This window comes from Rhodococcus sp. NCIMB 12038 (assembly GCF_002165735.1).
In the GTDB taxonomy this organism is placed as follows: Bacteria; Actinomycetota; Actinomycetes; order Mycobacteriales; family Mycobacteriaceae; genus Rhodococcus_F.
Window position 1 is genome coordinate 347,884 of record NZ_NHML01000003.1, and the last position, 21,495, is coordinate 369,378.

The 21,495-nt window shown below is 70.0% G+C and carries 16 protein-coding genes; 9 read left to right on the forward strand and 7 right to left on the reverse strand.

Going from position 1 to position 21,495, the window contains the following annotated elements; all coding sequences use genetic code 11:
• The first annotated feature begins 8 nt into the window (after window positions 1–8).
• Genes CA951_RS05400 through CA951_RS05415 form a run of 4 tightly spaced genes read left to right on the forward strand, consistent with a single transcriptional unit; the run spans window position 9 to window position 5,768 of the window.
• Window positions 9–1,439 carry an ABC transporter substrate-binding protein gene (locus tag CA951_RS05400; RefSeq protein WP_087555855.1) on the forward strand — a complete coding sequence of 477 codons (1,431 nt, stop codon included), beginning with the start codon at window positions 9–11 and terminating at the stop codon, window positions 1,437–1,439.
• Window positions 1,436–2,293, forward strand: coding sequence for an ABC transporter permease (locus tag CA951_RS05405; protein WP_087555856.1), 858 nt, complete (start codon window positions 1,436–1,438; stop codon window positions 2,291–2,293). The genes CA951_RS05400 and CA951_RS05405 overlap by 4 nt, the downstream gene beginning before the upstream one ends.
• Window positions 2,290–3,069: an ABC transporter ATP-binding protein gene (locus CA951_RS05410; RefSeq protein ID WP_087555857.1), complete on the forward strand. Its 780-nt coding sequence runs from the start codon at window positions 2,290–2,292 to the stop codon at window positions 3,067–3,069. Before CA951_RS05405 ends, CA951_RS05410 begins: the two co-directional genes overlap by 4 nt.
• Window positions 3,069–5,768 (forward strand): fumarate reductase/succinate dehydrogenase flavoprotein subunit, encoded by a 2,700-nt coding sequence (locus tag CA951_RS05415; protein ID WP_087555858.1) that lies wholly within the window; start codon window positions 3,069–3,071, stop codon window positions 5,766–5,768. Before CA951_RS05410 ends, CA951_RS05415 begins: the two co-directional genes overlap by 1 nt.
• 51 nt (window positions 5,769–5,819) lie before the next feature.
• On the opposite strand, the gene CA951_RS05420 is transcribed toward CA951_RS05415, so the two are convergent.
• The 4 genes from CA951_RS05420 to CA951_RS05435 all read right to left on the reverse strand — a co-directional run bounded on the left by CA951_RS05420 (window position 5,820) and on the right by CA951_RS05435 (window position 12,015).
• Window positions 5,820–7,928 (reverse strand): 3-hydroxyacyl-CoA dehydrogenase NAD-binding domain-containing protein, encoded by a 2,109-nt coding sequence (locus tag CA951_RS05420; RefSeq protein ID WP_087555859.1) that lies wholly within the window; start codon window positions 7,926–7,928, stop codon window positions 5,820–5,822.
• On the reverse strand, window positions 7,929–9,137 hold the full coding sequence (locus CA951_RS05425; protein ID WP_087555860.1) for a thiolase family protein: 1,209 nt from the start codon (window positions 9,135–9,137) through the stop codon (window positions 7,929–7,931).
• Window positions 9,138–9,284: 147 nt separating this feature from the next.
• A complete protein-coding gene (locus CA951_RS05430; protein WP_087555861.1) occupies window positions 9,285–10,571 on the reverse strand; it encodes a ribonuclease D in 1,287 nt (428 codons plus the stop codon).
• 49 nt (window positions 10,572–10,620) lie between these two features.
• Complete coding sequence (locus tag CA951_RS05435; RefSeq protein ID WP_087555862.1) at window positions 10,621–12,015, reverse strand: wax ester/triacylglycerol synthase family O-acyltransferase; 1,395 nt, start codon at window positions 12,013–12,015, stop codon at window positions 10,621–10,623.
• Window positions 12,016–12,183: 168 nt separating this feature from the next.
• Here CA951_RS05435 and CA951_RS05440 point away from each other — a divergent pair, with 168 nt between their 5' ends.
• On the forward strand, window positions 12,184–13,434 hold the full coding sequence (locus CA951_RS05440; RefSeq protein ID WP_087555863.1) for an alpha/beta hydrolase: 1,251 nt from the start codon (window positions 12,184–12,186) through the stop codon (window positions 13,432–13,434).
• Here the strand turns inward: CA951_RS05440 and CA951_RS05445 are convergent, their stop codons facing one another.
• Window positions 13,435–14,028 (reverse strand): DUF3000 domain-containing protein, encoded by a 594-nt coding sequence (locus CA951_RS05445; protein WP_072942294.1) that lies wholly within the window; start codon window positions 14,026–14,028, stop codon window positions 13,435–13,437.
• Between the two features lie 161 nt (window positions 14,029–14,189).
• Here CA951_RS05445 and hemE point away from each other — a divergent pair, with 161 nt between their 5' ends.
• From hemE to CA951_RS05465, 4 genes are read left to right on the forward strand one after another with little or no spacing between them, the layout of a single operon-like run.
• Entirely contained in the window at window positions 14,190–15,257 is a 1,068-nt protein-coding gene (gene hemE, locus CA951_RS05450) for a uroporphyrinogen decarboxylase (RefSeq protein ID WP_179220118.1), read from the forward strand.
• Window positions 15,254–16,615, forward strand: a complete 1,362-nt coding sequence (locus CA951_RS05455; protein WP_087555865.1) for a protoporphyrinogen oxidase — start codon at window positions 15,254–15,256, stop codon at window positions 16,613–16,615. Before hemE ends, CA951_RS05455 begins: the two co-directional genes overlap by 4 nt.
• A 4-nt stretch (window positions 16,616–16,619) precedes the next feature.
• On the forward strand, window positions 16,620–17,315 hold the full coding sequence (gene hemQ / locus CA951_RS05460; RefSeq protein ID WP_087555866.1) for a hydrogen peroxide-dependent heme synthase: 696 nt from the start codon (window positions 16,620–16,622) through the stop codon (window positions 17,313–17,315).
• A 15-nt stretch (window positions 17,316–17,330) separates the two neighbouring features.
• Complete coding sequence (locus tag CA951_RS05465; protein ID WP_087555867.1) at window positions 17,331–19,679, forward strand: molybdopterin-dependent oxidoreductase; 2,349 nt, start codon at window positions 17,331–17,333, stop codon at window positions 19,677–19,679.
• Here CA951_RS05465 and msrB read toward each other — a convergent pair.
• Both msrB and CA951_RS05475 read right to left on the reverse strand, forming a co-directional pair.
• Window positions 19,639–20,076: a peptide-methionine (R)-S-oxide reductase MsrB gene (msrB, locus tag CA951_RS05470; RefSeq protein WP_087555868.1), complete on the reverse strand. Its 438-nt coding sequence runs from the start codon at window positions 20,074–20,076 to the stop codon at window positions 19,639–19,641. The genes CA951_RS05465 and msrB overlap by 41 nt on opposite strands.
• 58 nt (window positions 20,077–20,134) lie before the next feature.
• Entirely contained in the window at window positions 20,135–21,469 is a 1,335-nt protein-coding gene (locus CA951_RS05475) for a glycosyltransferase family 87 protein (RefSeq protein ID WP_087555869.1), read from the reverse strand.
• Window positions 21,470–21,495 lie beyond the last annotated feature (26 nt).

A 21,495-nucleotide genomic window follows, 5' to 3' on the forward strand; every position in this document is an offset into this window, starting at 1 on the left:
CCACACAGATGAAGCGACGTTTCTCCACCTTTGCGATCGCCGCCGCGGCACTGACGCTCGTGGCGACGAGTTGTTCTCTCGAACCGTCGGCCAGCACCGGTGACGCGGTCACGGTAATGATCGGGTACCAGTCCAAGACGATCAACACCGTCACCGCCGGAACGCTGCTGCGGGCGCAGGGCTACCTCGAACAGCGTCTGCAGGACGTCACGGAACGGACGGGGACGAAATACTCCGTCGAGTGGCAGGACTACGACACCGGTGCGCCGATCACCGCCCAGATGGTGGCCGAGAAGATCGACATCGGATCGATGGGCGACTACCCCATGCTGATCAACGGCTCCCGCACCCAGGCGAACCCGCGCTCGAAGACGGAGATCGTCTCGGTGACCGGCTACAACCCCAAGGGCGCCCTGAACATGGTGGTGGTGCCGCCGAACTCACCGGCGACCACGCTCGGCGATCTGGCGGGCCGGAAGGTCTCCGCCAGCGTCGGCTCCGCGGGCCACGGCACCCTCGTCCAGGCACTCGACCGTGCCGGAATCGACCCGGCCACCGGCGTCGAGGTGCTGAACCAGCAGCCGCAGGTCGGAACGTCGGCGCTGGAATCCGGTCAGGTGGCCGCGTTGTCGCAGTTCGTCGCGTGGCCCGGACTTCTCGTCTTCCAGGACAAGGCCAAGCTGCTGTACGACGGCGCCGAACTGAACACCCCGACCCTGCACGGTGTGGTGGTCCGGGAGGCGTACGCGGACGAGCACCCCGAGGTGCTCGACGCGTTCCTCCGGGCGCAACTCGACGCCACCCGGTTCGTGCAGACCGAACCTCTCGAGGCGTCGCGGATCGTCGCCGACGCGAGCGGCCTGCCGCAGGAGGTCGTGTACCTGTACAACGGCCCGGGCGGCACCTCCTTCGATACCACCCTCAAGCCCGGCCTGATCGGTGCGCTGAAGAACGATGTGCCGTACCTGAAGTCGATCGGCGACTTCGCCGACCTCGACGTCGACGGTTTCGTGAACGACGCACCGCTGCGGTCCGCGTTCGAGGCGGACGGGCAGGACTACGACACCACACTCGCGTCCATCACCAACCCCGCCGCCGTCGCCGGTACCGACCCCGTGTGCGCCGCACCCGCGAGCGACCCGGCACTGGCCGGCGAGCTGTGGTTCGACGGCGCCGCCGAGACGCAGCCGGCCGCAAACCCCACCTGCCTGCTCCGGGCGGTGAAGCAGGCCCGCGCCGAGGGTCACACCGTGCGCGCCGGCTACGTTCCCGACGCCGAACTGGGCACCCGATGGTTCGCGGACAAGGCGGTGTGGGTGCGCGACGGCGACACGTTCCTGCCGTTCACCACCGGCGCCGCGGCCGACCGCTACCTGCGCGCGCACCCGTCGGGAGCCGTGGTCACCTACGACCGCGCCGTCGAGGAGGTCCGGCCGTGACCACGCTGGAACAACCGGACGTCCTGCCCGGCACCGAAGCCGTTGTGGAAGAACATGATCCGGCGACCCGCCGGCGGTCGTCGCCGTGGCGATCCCGGCTCGTGCGGATCACCTCCGTGCTGGGCGCGATCCTCGCGTGGCAACTGCTGACCGCCCACGACGTCCGGCTGTGGCTGCGGTTCGACACGCTCCCTACCGTCACCGACGTGGTGTCCGCGTTCTGCACCCAGCTGCAGACCGACCTGTTCTACCTCGACCTCGGACAGTCGCTGATCCGCATCCTCAGCGGATTCGGACTGGCCACGGTGGTCGGGGTGGCCACCGGAATCGCGCTCGGCCGATCGGAACTGTTCGCCGACGTCCTCGGCCCGCTGACCGAACTCGCCCGGCCGATCCCCGCCATCGCGGTCGTACCCGTCGCGATCCTGCTGTTTCCCAGCGACGAGGCGGGCATCGTGTTCATCACGTTCGTCGCCGCGTTCTTCCCGATCATGGTGAGCACCCGGCACGCCGTCCGGGCACTGCCGACGCTGTGGGAGGACTCGGTGCGCACCCTCGGCGGCGGACGCTGGGACGTGCTGGCCCGGGTCGTGCTGCCCGGGATCCTGCCCGGCGTGTTCGGTGGACTGTCCGTCGGGATCGGGGTCGCCTGGATCTGTGTGATCTCCGCCGAAATGATCTCCGGCAGGCTCGGTGTCGGGTACCGCACCTGGCAGGCGTACACGATCGTCGATTACCCCGGCGTCTTCGTCGGCATGATCACCATCGGCATCCTCGGGTTTCTCACGTCCGGGGCGGTCGAACTGCTCGGCAGGCGCGTCACCCGCTGGCTGCCACGAGGGGAGCGCGCATGACCGCCACCGCCGGAACGTCCGTGGCCGCGGGGATGTCGCTGGTCCTCGACGACGTCACCCTGTCCTACACCGGGAAACCCGTCATCCGTTCGCTGTCGCTGACCGTGGTGCCCGGCGAGATCCTGGTGCTCACCGGACCTTCGGGGTGCGGCAAGTCCACCGTGCTCCGGGCACTGGCGGGCCTGCTGCCGCCCGATTCGGGACGGGTCGTCGCCGACGGCGCCGCGGTGGCGTCGACGTCGCGGGACCGGGCGGTCGTGTTCCAGGACAACGCGCTGCTCCCGTGGCGGACGGTGCGCTCGAACATCGAACTGGCGCTCGCGCTGCGCGGCGAACCCCGCAAGGGGCGTCGTGAGACCGCCGACCGCTGGATCGCGGAGGTGGGTCTGACCGGGTTCGGCGACTTCCTGCCGAAGAACCTGTCCGGCGGCATGCGCCAGCGGGTGCAGCTGGCGCGCGGCCTCGCCGGGGCGCCGCGGGCCGTGATGATGGACGAACCGTTCGGCGCACTCGACACCCAGACCCGCGGCGTCATGCAGCGACTGCTCGTCGACACGTGGAGCACGCACCCGACGACGGTGGTGTTCGTGACCCACGACGTGGACGAGGCGGTGCTGCTCGGTGACCGGGTGGCGGTGCTGGGCCGGGCGGGTGAGCCGCTGCGGGCACTCGTCGACATCCCGCACCCCCGTGACCGCGACCACCTCGACCATCCCGGCACCCGTGCCGCCCGTGCCGACGTTCTCGGCGCGCTGAACCACACTCCGGAGACCTGATGGACATCCCCGATCTCGCCGACACCGTCCGACTCGATTGCGACGTCCTCGTCATCGGCGGCGGCACGGCAGGCACGATGGCGGCGCTGACCGCCGCCGAGAACGGTGCGAACGTGCTGCTGCTCGAGAAGGCGCACGTGCGCCATTCCGGTGCGCTCGCCATGGGAATGGACGGGGTCAACAACGCCGTCATCCCCGGCAAGGCCGAACCCGAGGACTACGTCGCCGAGATCACGCGCGCCAACGACGGAATCGTCAACCAGCGCACCGTGTACCAGACGGCGACCCGCGGTTTCGCGATGGTGCAGCGCCTCGAGAAGTACGGCGTCAAGTTCGAGAAGGACGAGTACGGCGAATACGCGGTCCGCCGGGTGCACCGCTCCGGTTCGTACGTGCTGCCGATGCCCGAGGGCAAGGACGTGAAGAAGGCCCTCTACCGGGTGCTGCGGCAGCGGAAGATGCGCGAGAAGATCCGCATCGAGAACCGGCTGATGCCCGTCCGCGTCCTGACGGAGAACGGCCGGGCCGTCGGCGCCGCCGCGCTGAACACCCGCACGGGCGAGTTCGTCGCGGTCGGCGCGAAGGCGGTCATCCTCGCGACCGGCCCGTGCGGCCGGCTGGGGCTCCCGGCGTCGGGGTACCTTTACGGCACCTACGAGAACCCCACCAACGCGGGCGACGGTTACTCGATGGCCTACCACGCGGGCGCCGAACTGAGCGGCATCGAGTGCTTCCAGATCAACCCCCTGATCAAGGACTACAACGGCCCGGCCTGCGCGTACGTCGCGAACCCGTTCGGCGGCTACCAGGTCAACGCCGAGGGGGAGCGGTTCGTCGACTCCGACTACTGGTCGGGGCAGATGATGAGCGAGGTCAAGAGCGAGATCGAATCCGCGCGCGGCCCCATCTATCTCAAGGTCAGCCACCTGCCGGAGGAAACCCTCGACACGCTCGAGTCGATCCTGCACACCACCGAACGCCCCACCCGCGGCACGTTCCACGCGAACCGCGGGCACGACTACCGCAGCCACGACATCGAGATGCACATCTCCGAGATCGGGCTGTGCAGCGGACATTCCGCGTCCGGGGTGTGGGTGGACGAGCACGGCGCCACCACGGTCCCGGGGTTGTACGCCGCAGGCGACCTGGCCTGCGTCCCCCACAACTACATGATCGGCGCATTCGTCTACGGCGACCTCGCCGGATCGCACGCCACCGGCACCCTGCCCGGCGTCGAGGCGCCGGCCGCGCTGCCCGCGGATCAACTGGCCGCCGCGCACGAGCTGATCTACCGGCCGCTGCGCAACCCGGACGGCCCGCCCCAGCCGCAGGTCGAGTACAAGCTGCGCCGCTTCGTCAACGACTATGTGGCGCCGCCGAAGACGGCGACGAAGTTGTCGATCGCCGTCGAGACGTTCGAGCGAATGGCGGCGGAGATCGCCGGGATGGGCGCGGCCACCCCGCACGAGCTGATGCGCTGCGCGGAGGTCACGTTCATCCGGGACTGCGCCGAAATGGCGTCCCGCAGTTCGCTCACCAGGACCGAGAGCCGCTGGGGGCTGTACCACGAACGCGCGGACCTTCCCGAGCAGCGGGACGACGAATGGGGTTACCACCTGAATCTGCGGCGCGGCGAGAACGGGGACATGGAGTTCCTCAAGCGCCCCGTCGAACCGTACTTCGTGCCGGTGCCCGGACTCGATTCCCTTCCGCCGGTGGACCGGACCGTCATTCCCGTCGCTCAGCCGCCGCTGGTCGGCGGCCGGGCGCCGGTGGAGGAACGCTCCCGCCTCGCGGCGCCGGTCCGGCAGGAGCCGTCCTCGCCGGCCATCGTCGCGGTCCTGGGACTCGACGCCCCGAGCGTCGCCGAACTCGCACCGTATCTGGAGGACGCCGATCCGCAGGTCCGCGTCACGGCACTGTCGGTGCTGACGGAGGGAACACCCGACGGATTCGGTGCCGCCCTCGTCGACGCGCTCGGCGACGGCGCGGTGACGGTACGCCGCGCCGCCGCCGACGGACTCCGCGAACTCGTCGAGGTGCTGCCGTCCGGCGACGGACTGGCCGAGCACCTGGGTTCGGCCGACGCCGTGGTCCGAGCCGCCGTGGTGGACGTTCTGCGGGCCCTGCACGCCGGTTCGGCGGAGCAGTTCCTGAACGCACTGTCCGACGCCGATCACCACGTCCGGATCGAAGCGGTGCGGGCACTGGTATCGCTCGACCGGTGGGAGTCGGTGGCCGAGGGAGCACACGACGAGAACCGCGAAGTGCGTATCACCGTTGCGCACGGCCTGGCCACCGTCGGGCTCGGCGGTGTCGAGACGGTGCGCACGCTGGCCGGAGACCGGGATCCGCTGGTGCGCGCCGCCGCGCTCACGGCGTTCGCGAGTCTCGGCTGCCGCGGCGACGACGTCGCGCTCGCGACAGCGGCGCTGCGGGAGTCGGCCTGGCAGATTCGGCAGGGCGCCGCCCGGGCACTCGCCGGAGCGGACCCCGACGTCGCGGTGCCCGCGCTGGCGGACGCCCTGACGGACGCGCACCTCGACGTGCGCAAGGCCGCGGTCCTCGCACTCGGCCGGTGGACCGGCGACCGCGGCGCCGTCGACGCCCTCACGGCCGCACTCGAGGACACGGACGCCGACGTGCGGGCCTACGCCCGCCAGGCCCTCGCCGTCGCCGACCACGTCCCCGTCGCCTGAGCAGGTGAGTGGCGATGCGTGCCAGGGCACACATCGCCACTCACCTGGGGGTCAGACGCTCGCGACGCCCGGCGCCAGGAACCGCTTGCCGTTGACCGCTTCGGACGTGCCGGTGCGGTCCAGGTACGGCGTGATGCCGCCGTTCCAGAAGCCGAACCCGCCGCCGAGGATCAGACAGAGATCGATGTCCTCCGCCGCCGCGACGACACCCTCGTCGAGCATGATCTGGATCTCCTCGGCGAACGCGCGCCGCGTGCGCTCGAGAACCTCCGCGGACGTGGACGCCGTATCGCCCTGCTTCCACAGCGCCGCGACGTCGGGGTCGACAACCTGCTTGCCGTCGGCGCCGTAGCTCCACACCGCCGGCTTCTTCGCCTCGACCAGCGCCTCGAGCCCGGGGGAGTTGTGGAACCGCTCCGGGTACGCCGCGGCGAGGGTCTCGCCGGTGTGCAGCGCGACCGCCGGTCCGACGAGCGCCAGCAGCGTGAACGGGGTCATCGGCATGCCGAGTTCGGCGATGGCGTTGTCGGCCACCTCGAACGGGGTGCCCTCGTCGACCGCGTTCATGACCTCACCGAGGGTGCGGATCAGGAGCCGGTTGAAGACGAACCCGGGCAGGTCGGCGGAACCGACGGCCGACTTCTTCAGCGCCCTGGCGGTCGCGAATGCCGTTGCCAGGGTGGCGTCGTCGGTCTTCTGGCCCTTGATGACCTCGAGCAGCGGCAGCACGGCGACCGGGTTGAAGAAGTGGAAGCCCACCACCCGCTCGGGGTGCTTCAGGTCCGCGGCCATCTCGGTGATCGACAGCGAGGACGTGTTGGTGGCGAGGATCGTCTCGGGGGCGATGTGCTCCTCGAGTTCCGCGAAGATCTTCTTCTTCAGGTCGAGGTTCTCGAACACCGCCTCGATCACGAAGTCGGTCTTCGCGAATGCGGCCTTGTCGAGCGAGCCGGACACGAGTGCCTTCAGGCGGTTGGCGGCGTCGGGGGACAGCCGGCCCTTGCCCTGCAGCTTGTCGATCTCGCTGTGGACGTAGCCGACGCCCTTGTCGATGCGCTCCTGGTCGATGTCGGTGAGGACGACCGGCACCTTCAGCTGGCGGACGAACAGCATCGCGAGCTGGCTGGCCATCAGGCCGGCACCGACGATGCCGACGCCGGTGACCTTGCGCGCGAGCGACTTGTCGGGTGCGCCCGCGGGCCGCTTGGCCCGCTTGTTCACCAGGTCGAACGCGTACAGGCCCGCGCGGAGTTCGTCGGCGAGCAGAAGGTCGGCGAGCGCCTCGTCCTCGGCGGCGAAGCCCTTGTCGAGCGAAGCCGGGTCGGTGAGGTCGGTGGTCCGGGCCAGCTCGAGGAGTTCGACGGCCTTGACCGGTCCGGGTGCGTTGTTCTTGGTCTTGCCTTCGACGATTGCCTTCGCGCGAGCGATCGCGTCGTCCCAGCCCTTGCCCCGGTCGATCTCGGGACGCGCGGGGGTGATCTCGCCGGCCAGAACCTGTGCGGCCCAGGCGAACGACTGCTCGAGGAAGTCGGCCGAGCCGAACACCGCGTCGACGACGCCGAGTTCGAGGGCCTTCTTCGGGGTGAGCGTCCGGTTCTGGTTCAGCGCGTTCTCGAGGACGACGGTGACGGCGTTCGAGGGGCCGATGAGGTTGGGCAGCAACTGCGTTCCGCCCCAGCCCGGCACCAGTCCGAGGAACGTCTCGGGCAGACCCAGTGCGCCCGCGCTCTCGGAGGCGGTGCGGTAGTGGCTGTGCAGCGCGACCTCGAGCCCGCCGCCGAGCGCGACGCCGTTGACGAACGCGAACGTCGGGACGGACGATTCGCGCAGCCGGCGGAACACCTTGTGCCCGAGGCGGCCCAGTTCGAGCGCCTGGTCACGGTTCGCGATGCTCGGAACACCCTTGAGGTCCGCCCCGGCGGCGAAGATGAACGGTTTGCCGGTGATCGCGACCGCGACGGGGTGGGCGGCGAACGCCTCGTCCAGGGCGGCGTCGAGGGCCGCAAGGCCGCCCGGGCCGAACGACGACGGCTTGGTGTGGTCGAAACCGTTGTCGAGGGTGATCAGCGCGACCGGGCCCTCGATGCCCGGTACCGCGACGATCCTGGTGTACGCGTTGGTCACGACCTCGTCGGCGAATGCCGTTGCAATGTCGGTCATCTACTTGGCTCCATCGAAGTTCGGGTTCTCCCAGATCACGGTTCCGCCCATGCCCAGACCGATGCACATCGTGGTCAGGCCGTAGCGGACGTCGGGGCGCTGGGCGAACTGGCGGGACAGCTGGGTCATCAGGCGGACACCGGAGGACGCGAGGGGGTGGCCGCACGCGATGGCGCCGCCCCACTGGTTGACTCGCGGATCGTCGTCGGCGATGCCGTAGTGCTCGAGGAACGCGAGGACCTGGACGGCGAACGCCTCGTTGATCTCGAACAGGCCGATGTCCTCGATCTCGAGACCGGTTCTGCCCAGCAGTTTCTCGGTGGCGGGCACCGGTCCGATGCCCATGACGGCGGGGTCGACGCCCTGGAACGCGAATCCGACCATGCGCATGCCGATCGGCAGCCCGAGTTCGAGGGCGGTGTCTTCCCCGGCGAGGAGGGCGGCGGTGGCGCCGTCGTTCAGACCGGCCGCGTTGCCTGCGGTGATGCGGCCCGCGGGACGGAACGGCGTCTTCAGCTTCGCGAGGTCTTCGATCGTGGTGCCCGGACGCGGCGGCTCGTCCTCGGTGGCCAGCCCCCAGCCCGCGGCGGACCGGGTGGCGACGGGGACGAGGGTGTCGGCGATGAAGCCGGCCTTGCGTGCGGCCTCGTACTTGTTCTGGCTGGCGACGGCGTACGCGTCGGTGCGGTCCTTGGTGATGGTCGGGAACCGGTCGTGGAGGTTCTCGGCCGTGTTGCCCATGACCAGTGCGCTGGGGTCGACGAGGCGATCGGCGAGGAACCGGGGGTTCGGGTCGGCGCCCTCACCCATCGGGTGGTGGCCCATGTGCTCGACGCCGCCGGCGATCACCACGTCGTACTGGCCGAAGCCGATGCCCGACGCGGTGGTGGTGACGGACGTCATGGCACCGGCGCACATGCGGTCGATGGCGAAACCGGGGACCGTCTCGGGGAGCCCGGCCAGGATCGCGGCGGTGCGGCCGATGGTGAGGCCCTGGTCACCCGTCTGCGTGGTCGCGGCGATGGCGACCTCGTCGATGCGCGCGGGGTCGAGCTGCGGGTTTCGGCGAAGCAGTTCGCGGATGGTCTTGACGACGAGGTCGTCCGCGCGGGTCTCCGCGTACATGCCCTTGGGGCCGGCCTTGCCGAACGGAGTGCGGATGCCGTCGACGAATACGACGTTACGTTGAGTTGTGGTGGATGGAGCCACGCGAATTCCTCCTGATGGAGCAGTTTGGTTCCGGATCACGGCCAGGCGTCCGGCCTCCAGACCAGCGTACCCCTACCGTTACTCACGGGTAACTTAATGGGTACCTCATCGGGAATTCACGCGCTCACCCCGCGTGTCGGGGCAGCGTCAGTCGTCGCCGGAGCCCTTCTGCTCGGCGGCGGCGCGCAGCGCGGCCGCCAGCCGGGGCACGGTCAGCATCCGCTGCCACGCTCGCGCCCCGCCCGCCTCGAGCACCCGGTCGATCGCCGCCTCGTCGCCGTCCTCGGGAGCCGCCCAGTCCCAGCACAGCCTGCGGACGAGTTCCGGGGTCACCAGGTTCTCCACCGGTACCGAGACCTCCGCCCCGAGAGCGGCCAGCGCCGCGCGGGCGGCCGTCAGCCGTTCGGCGGCGTCGGGGTCGTGCCGCGCCCACCGGCTCGCGGGCGGGGGGCCCGTGAACGGCGGGGTCTTCGGGGGAAGGTCGGAGTCCGGCAGCGCCCGGGCATCCTCGAGCGCCTGCAGCCAGATCCGGGAATGCCGCCGCTGCCGGGGACCGCCGAATACCGGCAGCGCCCGCAGTGCCTCGATGCTGCGGGGGTCTTTCGTCGCGGCGTCGATGATCGCCGAATCCGGAAGCACCCGGCTGGGGGAGACGTCGCGTTTGCGGGCCAGGTCCTCACGGGCCTGCCACAGGGAGCGCGCGGCGGCGAGTTGCCGCTGCGTCTTCAGCGACGTGATGTGCGACGTCCGGCGCCAGCGGTCGGGCTTGGGCCGCGGTGGCCCGGCGAGCCGGATGTGCTCGAATTCCTGTGCCGCCCAGTCGCTCTTGCCCTGCTCCTCGAGTTCCGCGGCCATCACGTTCCGCAACTCGACCAGGACCTCGACGTCGAGCGCCGCGTAGTTCAGCCACGTGTCGGGCAGCGGCCGCTTCGACCAGTCGGCCGCGCCGTGACCCTTCCTCAGTTCGAGGCCCAGGGTCCGCTCCACGATCGCGGCGAGGCCGACCCGCTCGAAACCGGCGAGGCGCCCCGCCAGTTCGGTGTCGAACAGCGTCGCCGGCGCCAGACCGATTTCCGCGAGACCCGGCAGATCCTGGTCGGCGGAGTGCAGGATCCACTCCAGCGGGTTGATCACCTCCGCCAGCGGGGCGAGATCGGCGGCGGTGGGGATCGGGTCGAGGAGCACCGTCCCCGCGCCCTCCCGGCGCAGCTGCACGAGATACGCGCGCGCCGAATAGCGGAAGCCGGACGCCCGCTCGGCGTCGACCGCCAGCGGCCCGGTGCCCTCGCTCAGCGCGGCCGCGGCCTTCGCGACACCCTCCGCGGTGGTCACCACGTCGGGTACGCCGTCCCGGGGTGCGAGCAGGGGTACTACCTGCCCGCCTGGTTCTTCGGCGGGGACGGGAGACGAGGCGTCGTCGGTGACTTCGGACATGACAGCTGACTCTACGTCTCTTCGGGATTCCCGCAGCGCACCGCCGGGTTCACGACCGGTTCCCCGCTGCCTCGACGAGCTCGTCCAGGGCTGCCGGAAACGCGTCGACGAGATCCCAGAGGTGGGGTGCGAGTTCCGGGCAGCTCATCAGGCCGACGTCGAGTTGGCCGTTCAGCGACATCACCGTCACGTTGAGCCCGGCGCCGTGGAAGATCGGGCCCAGCGGATACATCGCCCGGATCAGGGCACCCAGGAAGTACAGCGGGACCGACGGTCCGGGCACATTGGAGATCACCAGGTTGTGGACCACCGGATGCCGTTCCGCCAGGCCGAGGGTCGAGTAGAGGCGCATCGCGGTGCCGAACACGGCCTGGCCGGCGAACTGCGACCAGTCCTGCAGCAGGCTCGCGCCGAGGGTCTCGTTGTGTTCCTTGGACGTCGAGTTGTGCTCGCCGATCGCCAGCAGGCGTTCGGCGGGATCCTCGATCTGGGTGCCGAGTTGGGTGAACATCCCGGACACCTGATTGGTTCCGGGCCGGTCCGATTTTCCGTGGACCGACACGGGGACGATCGCCACCAGCGACTTGTCGGGCAGTTCCCTGCGGCTGCGCAGGTACTTCCGCAGTGCGCCCGAGCACAGGGCGAGGACGACATCGTTGACCTTGACGTCGAACGCATTCTTGACCGTCTTGACCTTCTCGAGGTCGAGTTGGGTGAACGCGAGATTGCGGTGACTGGTCAGCGTGCCGTTGAGGGACGTGCGCGGTGCGGTGAACGGCGCGGGCATCGCCTCGCCGCGCCGGGCCCGGCCGATCCAGCGGGGCAGCAGCGTCAGGCTCTGCGGGACGATCCGCAGCAGTTTCGCGGGGCGGGACGCGACGGCGAGCAGCCCGCCCACCGCGATGTCGAGTGTGCTCGCCTGTCCCGCGCTCTCGGCGGAGTCGTCGCGGTCGGGCCGCGGGGCGTCCGGTTCGAGGCCGCACAGCTGGGCCATCATGTTCGCGCCGGTGATCCCGTCCACGCCGGCGTGGTGCATCTTCGACATCACGGCGACGGAACCGTCGTCGAGGCCCTCGATCACCCACATCTCCCACAGCGGCCGGGCGCGGTCGAGGGGAATGCCCGCGATGTCGCCGCACAGTTCGGCCAGTTCGTCGCGGCCGCCGGGGGCGGGAAGGGCGACGCGGTGGCAGTGCCGGTCGATGTCGAAGTCGGTGTCCTCGACCCACACCGGGTGGTCGAGGTTGAACCGGGAGTCCTGCAGCTTGCGCCGGAACGCGGGAATCGCCTCGGTGCGGGCGCCGAGTTCGGCTTTGAGTCCGGCGAACGTGTAGCCGCCCGGAACCGTCGAGATGTCGAGGACGATGACTCCGCAGACGTGGAGGAGTTGTGTCGACGTTTCGAGATAGAGGAATGACGCGTCGAGACCGCTGAGTCGCTGCATGAAACCGATACTAGAACACGTTCTAGAAGGTGGTCCAACGAATCGCGGAACCGCCAGGTCTGCGCGACGGTGAACCGGCGAGATGCCACTCAGGTTCGTTCTCGATCCGCCGGTCGCGGTCGCGGGGCGCGCAACCGCTTCATTAGAACATGTTCTACGGTTGGTGATATGACCCGAGGCTTCGTTCTCCGGCAGGCCGTCGGCGCCGCACTCGCCGCCAACGCCCTGCGTCCCCTGCCCGGTGCGCCCACGTCGGTGGTCGCCTTCTTCTCGGGGTGGCTGACCACCGAACTCGCACCCCACCTCCTCGCCGTGACCGCCGCCGACGCCGCCCAGCACGCCGCCCGTCACGGCACGCGGACCCGCAGCGACCGCGTCGGCCTCGCGCTGGCCGCCGCCTCCGCCGCCGGGCTCGCCGCCGTCATCGCCACCGGCCGGGGCGCCGGAGCCGAAGCGGAATCCGCGCTCGTCGAGACGCTCGGCGAGAACTACACCGACCGCGACACCGCCATCGACCACCCGGGGCGGCCCGTGTGGCGGCAACTCCTCAACCCGTTCTGGATGCGGAACAAGGCCGTCACCCGGGTCCGCAACCTCGCGTACGGGCCGGGCGGGCGCCGGGCCCGCCTCGACATCTACCACCGGCAGGACCTGCCGTCGAAGAGCCCGGTCCTCCTCCAGATCCACGGCGGGGGCTGGGTGATCGGAAACAAGGACCAACAGGGTCTGCCGCTCATGCTCGAGATGGCCTCGCGGGGGTGGGTGTGCGCGGCCGTCAACTACCCGCTGTCGCCGAAGGCGAAATGGCCGGAACACCTGATCGCGATCAAGCAGGCCCTGGCCTGGCTCCGGGAGCACGTCGAGGAGTACGGCGGCAACCCCGACTTCGTCGCCGTCACCGGCGGTTCCGCGGGCGGCCACCTCGCCGCCATGGTCGGACTCACCGCGAACGACGGCCGGCTGCAGCCCGGGTTCGAGGACGTGGACACATCGGTCCAGGCGTGTGTCCCGTACTACGGCGTCTACGACTTCGCAGGCGACACCGGAATCAAGGCCGTCCTCCAGCGCGTGCACTCCGGGCTGATGCCGATGGTGCTCGGCAAGAACGCGACGTTCCCCGACGACTACCGGGCCGCGTCGCCGCTCGCGCACCTCCGGGCGGACGCACCCCCGTTCTTCGTGATCCACGGGACGAGCGATTCGCTCATTCCCGTCGCCGAGGCGCGGATCTTCGTCGACGAACTGCGGCAGGTGTCCGGCAACCCCGTCGTCTACGCGGAACTGAAGGGCGCGCAGCACGCGTTCGACGTGTTCCCCTCGATCCGCAGCATCTCCGTCACGCAGGCTGTCGGGCGGTTCCTGGAATGGTCGCGCAGCGCCACCACCGACGTCCCCGCAGCGGGTACCGAATCGGCCTGACTACTTGCCGCCGAGCGTCTTCAGCTGCGCCACCCCGGCGGGCGGAAGACCGGCCGCGTACGCCAGCACCTCGCAGAACGCCTCGACGTGCGCGGCCAGTTCGACCGACGTCGCCGTCCACGACGCGCGCAGTTCCAGCTGATGCGCATGCGGGGGACCGGCGATGTCGCCGTACCGCACCGACGTCGTCGCGGTCACCGTCCCGCCGAGCGCGTTGAGAGGTTCGTGGCGCGACTCGAGTGCGTCGACGAGCCAGCTCCACGCCACCTCGGGAAGCAGCGGGTCGGACGCCACGGCGGCGTCCAGGTCGGCCTGGATGTAGGCGACCAGCCGCATCGTGCCGTTCCACGCCTCGTCACCCTCGGGGTCGAACAGGAGGATCAATCTGCCGAACGCGTCACCCTCGCTCTGTTCGGCGACGACCCCGGTGTCCTCGTGCACGACCTCTGCGCCGACGGCGTAGCTGAACGGAGCGAGCCGTTGCGGGGGCCGGATGGGACCCAGCTCGATGTCCGCACGGACCTGCGCGGAATTCATCGCTTCGACGGCGGCGCGGAACTCGGCCGGTTCGGCGGGCGATCCCGAAGTCGTCACAGCTCGGGACGTTAGACCCGGACCCTCGCATCTCGTCGGAGGCGCGCCGAGCAGGGCCGATCGGCGGCGGAGCCGCGGCATGGCAGCATGAGAGCTGCCGAAATTCGAGCAGGCAGAGAGCGCGAGGACCGATGAGCGGGTTGGAAAGCACCAATGCAGGCATGAGCGAACGGGAAACGTACGCCGCGAGGCGGGTGCTCCCCGACGCACCCTTCCTGGCGGCCGCGGAAGGTCGCGCTCCAGGCCGGCGCCCCGTGTGGTTCATGCGGCAGGCGGGCCGCTCGCTTCCCGAGTACCGCGAGATCCGGTCGGGGATCGGGATGCTCGAGTCGTGCTTCGATCCGGCACTGGTCTGCGAGATCACCACGCAGCCCGTGCGCAGGCACGGGGTCGACGCCGCGATCCTGTTCTCCGACATCGTGGTGCCGCTGAAGGCGGCCGGGATCGATCTCGACATCGTGGCCGGCACCGGCCCCGTCGTCGCGAACCCGGTCCGGTCGATCGCGGACGTCGCCGCCCTGCCCCGCCTCGTGCCCGAGGAGGTCGGCGCGGTCGCGCAGGCCGTGCAGCTGCTCACCGCCGAACTCGGCTCGACGCCGCTGATCGGCTTCGCCGGTGCCCCGTTCACCCTCGCCTCGTACCTGGTCGAGGGCGGACCGAGCCGCAACCACGAGCGCACGAAGGCGCTCATGCATTCCGACCCGAAGACGTGGCACGCGCTGCTCGGCACGCTCGCCGACACCACCATCACGTTCCTGCAGACCCAGTTGCGCGCCGGCGTCGACGCGATCCAGCTGTTCGACTCGTGGGCGGGCGCGCTGTCGCTGGCCGAGTACCGGGAGTTCGTGCTGCCGCACTCCGAGCGGGTGTTCGCGGAGGTGGAGAGCGCGAAGGTGCCGCGGATCCACTTCGGTGTCGGAACCGGCGAACTGCTCGGCGCGATGGGCGAGGCGGGCGCCGACGTGGTCGGCGTCGACTGGCGCATCCCCCTGGACGTCGCGGCGCGCCGGGTCGGTCCGGGCAAGGCGCTGCAGGGCAACCTCGACCCCGCGGTCCTGTTCGCGGGACCGGCGGCCGTCGAGAAGCAGGTGCACCGCATCACCGCGGAGGCCGACGCCGCCCTCGCCGCAGGCGCCACGGGACACATCTTCAACCTCGGGCACGGCGTCCTGCCCGACACCGACCCGGGCGCGCTGACCGCGCTGGTCGAGTTGGTGCACTCCCTGTGACAGGGTCGTCGCCGAACGTTCTCGTCGTCGGCGGCGGCATCTCCGGGCTCGTCGCCGCGTACCGCCTGCGGCAACGGCTCGGCCCTGATGCCCGGATCGTCGTCGCCGACGGCGCGGGGCGGCTCGGGGGCAAGCTGCGCACGGTGGACCTGGCCGGGGAGCCCGTAGACGTCGGCGCGGAAGCCTTCATCGCGCGGCGCCCGGAACTGCCTGCCCTGCTCGGCGAACTCGGCCTTTCCGACCAGCTCGTGCACCCGGCGGGACTGCGTCCGTTGATCTGGTCCGAGAACGCCCTGCACCCGCTGCCCGCCGACACCCTCATGGGGATCCCCGCGGACGAGAACAGCCTCCGCGGCCTCGTCGACGACCGGACCCTCGCGCAGGTGGCGGGGGAGCGAAGGGTGCCCCTCGACTGGACACCGGGCGCCGACGTCGCCGTCGGTGCGCTGGTCGGCGACCGGTTCGGTGCGCAGGTGGTCCGGCGATCGGTGGATCCGCTTCTCGGAGGGGTCTATTCGGGGCTGGCGGACACCATCGGTGTCCGCGCCGCCCTCCCCACCCTTGCGGCGGCCCTCGACCGCGGTGCCACGAGCCTGTCCGCGGCGGTGGCGGAGGCACTTCCCCCTCCCGCATCAGGTCCGGTGTTCGGGGCGCTGCGGGACGGCTACGGCGTCCTGCTGCGTGCCCTCACGGACGCCGCGGGCGCGGAGATCGTGCCCGAGCGGATCCGGTCGCTCGGCCGCGACGGCGACGGCTGGTCGGCGGACCCGGTGGGCCGGGTGGACGGCGTGGTGCTCGCCGTGCCCGCTCCCCAGCTCGCCGACCTGCTCGCCGGCGTCGCGCCCGGGGCGTCGGCGGCCGCCGCGGACATCCCGCTGGCCTCCTCGGCCGTCGTCGCCCTGGCCCTGCCCGCCGGCACCGACGTCCCGCAGAATTCCGGGATCCTCGTCGCCACCGACACGTCGCTCGGCGCGAAGGCGTTCACCCTGTCGAGCCGCAAGTGGCCGCACCTCGCCGAGCGGGAGGTCACCCTCGTGCGGGCATCGTTCGGACGATTCGGCGACGCTGCCGTCGTCGACGCACCCGACGACGAGCTGATCGCCGCGGCCCGGCGCGACCTCGCGACCGTCACCGGCGTGTCGGCGGAACCCGTCGCCGCGCACGTCCAGCGCTGGCACGGCGGACTGCCGCAGTACGGTCCCGGCCACCTCGAGCGGGTGGCGGCCATCGAGCAGGAAGTCGCAGGTCTGGGCGGTATCGAGGTGTCCGGGGCGCTCCTGCACGGGGTGGGTGTACCCGCCTGTGTGGCCGCTGCGACGACGGCGGCTGCACGGCTCTCCGGGCGAGTGGCACGATAGACCCATGGCACGCCTCGACTTCGACGCATTGAACTCTGAAATCCGCTACCTCATGTTCTCGGTGTTCCAGGTGGAACCCGGTGTACTCGGGGACGACCGGGAAGCCGTGATCAAGGAGGCACGGATCTTCTTCGAAGGTCAGGCCGAGAAGGGTGTCGTGGTGCGCGGGCTCTACGACGTGGCAGGGCTGCGCGCCGACGCCGACTTCATGATCTGGACGCACTCGGCGAGCATCGAGGCCCTGCAGGCCACGTACTCCGACTTCCGCCGCACCACCGCCCTGGGCCGCGCGAGCAAGCCCGTGTGGAGCAACGTCGCGTGCCACCGTCCGGCCGAATTCAACAAGAGCCACATCCCGGCGTTCCTGGCAGGCGAGGATCCGGGCAACTACATCTGCGTCTACCCGTTCGTCCGCTCCTACGAGTGGTACCTGCTTCCCGACGACGAGCGCCGGAAGATGCTCGCCGACCACGGCATGGCGGCCCGCACCTACAAGGACGTGCGCGCCAACACGGTGCCCGCGTTCGCGCTCGGCGACTACGAGTGGATCCTCGCGTTCGAGGCGCCCGAGCTGTACCGCATCGTCGACCTCATGCGCGACCTGCGCGCCACCGAGGCCCGGTTGCACGTCCGCGAGGAGGTGCCGTTCTTCACCGGCCCGCGGGTGGATGTGGAGAAGCTCGTCGCGGCTCTGCCGTGATCTGACGCACGAGAAATGAGTGACGCCGACGGGGCCCGCAGGGCGCCCCGCTATCAGCACATGTCGCACTGGGGCATGTTCGAGGCCGAGGTCGCCGACGGCGACGTCGTGGCCGCGCACCCGTACACCGGTGACGCCGACCCGTCACCGGTGCTCGGCAACCTCGCCGGGTCGGTCCGCACCAGGGCGCGGATCACCGGTCCGGTGGTGCGCCGGGGGTGGCTCGAGCACGGCCCGGGACCGAGCACGTCCCGCGGCTCCGACGAGTTCGTGGCGGTGGACTGGGAGGAGCTGACCCAGCGGCTGGCGAACGAACTGCGCCGGGTGGTCGACACCCACGGCAACAGCGCGATCTACGGCGGTTCCTACGGGTGGGCCAGCGCGGGCCGCTTCCATCACGCGCAGAGCCAGGTCCACCGGTTCCTGAACACACTCGGCGGCTACACCCGTTCGGTGCACAGCTACTCGCTGGGCGCGACGGGCGTCGTCATGCCCCGGGTGGTGGGCACGCACTGGAAGATGTTCGCCCGCTCCACGTCCTGGAAGCTCATCGCCGAGCACACGGACGTCATGGTGTGCTTCGGCGGCGTCCCCCTCAAGAACACCGGCGTCAATCACGGCGGCACCAGCGACCACCCCACCCGCGACGCCCTCGACGCCCTGCGGCGGCGCGGCGGATCCGTCGTGTCGTTCAGTCCGTTGAGCGACGACATGCACGGCGTCGCCGAACGGCACGCGCCGGTGCCCGGCACCGATGTCGCGGTCATGCTGGCCCTCGCGTACGTCCTCGCGTCGGAAGGCCTGCACGACACTGCGTTCCTCGGCAGCCACTGCGTCGGCTACGACCATTTCGAGGACTACCTCCTCGGACGCTCCGACGGTGTCCCGAAATCGCCGGCCTGGGCGGAGCGGATCTCCGGCATCGCCGCCCCGGATCTGGTGGCCCTGGCCCGGCGGATGGCGGCGGGCCGGACGATGGTGACCGTCACCTGGTCGCTGCAACGGGTCCGGCACGGCGAGCAGGCCCCGTGGATGGGGGTCACCCTCGCCGCGATGCTGGGCCAGATCGGTCTTCCCGGTGGCGGTTTCGGGCACGGCTACGGTTCCATGAACGAGCCCGGACTCGCCCCGGTCCCGTACCCGCTGCCCACCCTTCCCCAGGGACTGAACCCGGTCCGCGACTTCATCCCCGTGGCCGCGGTGTCGGACATGCTGCTGAACCCGGGCGCCCCGTTCGACTACGACGGTCAGCGGCTGACGTACCCGGACATCAAGATGCTGTACTGGGCGGGCGGCAACCCGTTCCACCACCATCAGGACATTCCGCGTCTGCGCCGCGCACTGGCCCGGCCCGACACGATCGTGGTCCACGACCCCTACTGGACGCCGATGGCCCGGCACGCCGACATCGTCGTCCCGTCCACCACGTCGCTCGAGCGGGCCGATATCAGCTGTACCCGCAACGATCCGCTTCTCGTCGCCATGCACGCCGCGGTGACGCCGTACGCCGACTCTCAGGACGACTACGCCACGTTCGCCGCCGTCGCCCGGAAGCTGGGTGTCGGCGAGAAGTTCACCGAGGGCCGCACGTCCGGGCAGTGGCTCGAGCACCTGTACGGGCAGTGGCGGGACTTCGTCCGCGCGGACGGCGGACCGGCGCCGAGTTTCGACGACTTCTGGACGCAGGGCCACGTGCGGATGCGGACCGAGGACGACCTGATCCTGTTCGGCGACTTCCGGGCGGATCCGGTGACGTTCCCGCTCGGCACCCCGAGCGGGCGGATCGAGATCTTCTCCGAGGACATCGACGGATTCGGCTACGACGACTGCGCCGGACACCCCCGCTGGTACGAGCCGGAGGAGTGGCTCGGCGGCCCGCGGGCCCGGCAGTTCCCGCTGCATCTGATTGCCAACCAGCCGCGCACCCGCCTGCACAGCCAACTCGATCACGGCGGCACCAGCCAGAAGTCGAAGATCCGGGGACGCGAACCGCTGCGCATCCATCCGGACGACGCCGCCGACCGTGGATTGACCGGCGGCGACGTCGTCCGCGTGTTCAACGACCGGGGCGCGTGCCTCGCCGGTGTGGTGGTGGACGAGGGTGTCCGCCGCGGAGTGGTGCAGCTGTCGACAGGGGCCTGGTACGACCCCCTCGACGCCACCGACCCGGATGCGCTCTGCGTGCACGGGAACCCGAACGTGCTGACCCCGGACGTGGGCACGTCGTCACTCGCCCACGGCTGCACGGGCCAGCACGTGCTCGTGCAGATCGAACGCTACGACGGCGAGCTGCCGCCGATCCGGGCGTTCGATCCGCCCGCGATCATTCCCCGGCCGGTTCCAGAACCAGCGAGATCGAATTGATGCAGTACCGCTGATCGGTGGGGGTGGGGTAGCCCTCGCCCTCGAAAACGTGGCCGAGGTGGCTGTGGCACGTCGCGCAGACCACCTCGACGCGGCGCATGCCCAGCGAGGTGTCCTCGTGGAGGATGACGGCGTCCGAGTCGGCCGGGTCGAAGAACGACGGCCACCCGCAGTGCGATTCGAACTTCTCCGTGCTGCGGAACAGTTCGGCGCCACAGGCCCGGCAGTGGTAGACGCCTTCCGTCTTCGTGTCGGTGTACTCGCCGACGAAGGGGCGCTCGGTGCCGGCCTGGCGCAGCACCGCGTACTCCTCGGGAGTCAGTTTCTCGCGCCACTCGCTGTCGGAGAGAGCAACCTTCGGGGCGGACTGCGTGGGATCCTGCTGCTGCGAACTCATGGCTCCACGCTAATACGTTTCGCCGATTCCGGCCGTGAGGCCCCGGCGCATGACAGAGCTATGTCTTGGCGGCGGCCGACTCGACCTGCGGCTGCTCGTCCGGTTCCGGCTCCCGCGGAGTCTGCGGGGCCCTCTCGCCCGGTTCGAGGAGGAACGCCGGATCGATGCCCCGGTCGAGGCGACCTTCGCGTCGCGCGGTGACGTACCGGACGGTGAGCACACCGAAGATCACGAGGAGCATCAGACTCCACCCCAGCGTGGTCTTCATGTACTCCGCGGTCCGGCCGGCTTCGATGAACCGGCTCGACAGCCAGCTGTCGTAGCTCATGAAGCCGTACACGGCCAGCCACGCCGGCCAGTTCCGCATCACAGAATTCTTCAGCACCACGGACATCAGGAGCGGGAACAGCATCATCGAGTAGTACATCTGGCCCAGCGAGCCGAGCAGCCACGACGCCGTCAGCAGAACACCGGACGTGGTGACCACGAAGAACAGTTCGTCGTGGCGGTAGAAGCGGTGGAGCAGCCACAGGGACGAGAGCACGATGGCGGCGAAGATGCCGCGCAGCGCCCAGATCAGACCGGTGGGCAGACCGTAGTACTTGCCGTTGCCGACGATCGCGCTGTTGAAGTAGTCGCGCGACTCCATCAGGTACGGCACCGTGTGGTGCACGAAGTCCATCGGGTCTGCGGACAGCGGCCACGCGACGGCGGTGAGAATCAGGGGGATGCCGATCGCGGTGACGAACACCTTCCACTGTCCGCGCACCAGAGGCAGCAGCAGCAGCGGGGCGAGGATCGGTTTGACCGCGAACGTCAGTCCGATGGCGACACCGGACCACATGTCCTTGCGCTTCATGAGCAACACCAGGAACGCGATCTCGCCGAGGAGGACGAGGCCGTTGATGTTCGTGAAGACCAGCGTGTTGGTAACGGTCTCGGACGAGAACGTGGCGAGCAGCAGGATCGGGGCCGCGATGGAGTTCAATCCCAGGCCGAACAGCCGCAGCAGCAGGTACAGGGCGATCACGATGGCGATCGCGTTGGCGACGATGAACAGCCAGCGCGACTTCTCGGGGTCGATCACCGCGATCGGCGCCATCAGCAGCGTCCCGGACGGCGGGTACAGGTAGTGCGGATCGACCCAGTTGAAGTTGGCGGTGTACACGGGACGCCCGTTGAGGAAGGCCAGCGCAGCGTTGTAGACCGGCCGGAAGTCGTCGGTGATGTACCCGTTGACCGCCTTGACGACCACTCGATGCAGCACGGTCATGACGGCGATCGGCCACAGCGCGAAGTTGATTACCTCGTTGGCAGTCCGCCCGGTGCGCGGTTCGAGTTGTCGAAGGAACACCACGGCACGGTACACCGAGATGCCCTGACGTGCGGTCACGCACCCCCTGTGGGTGTCGGGCCGAA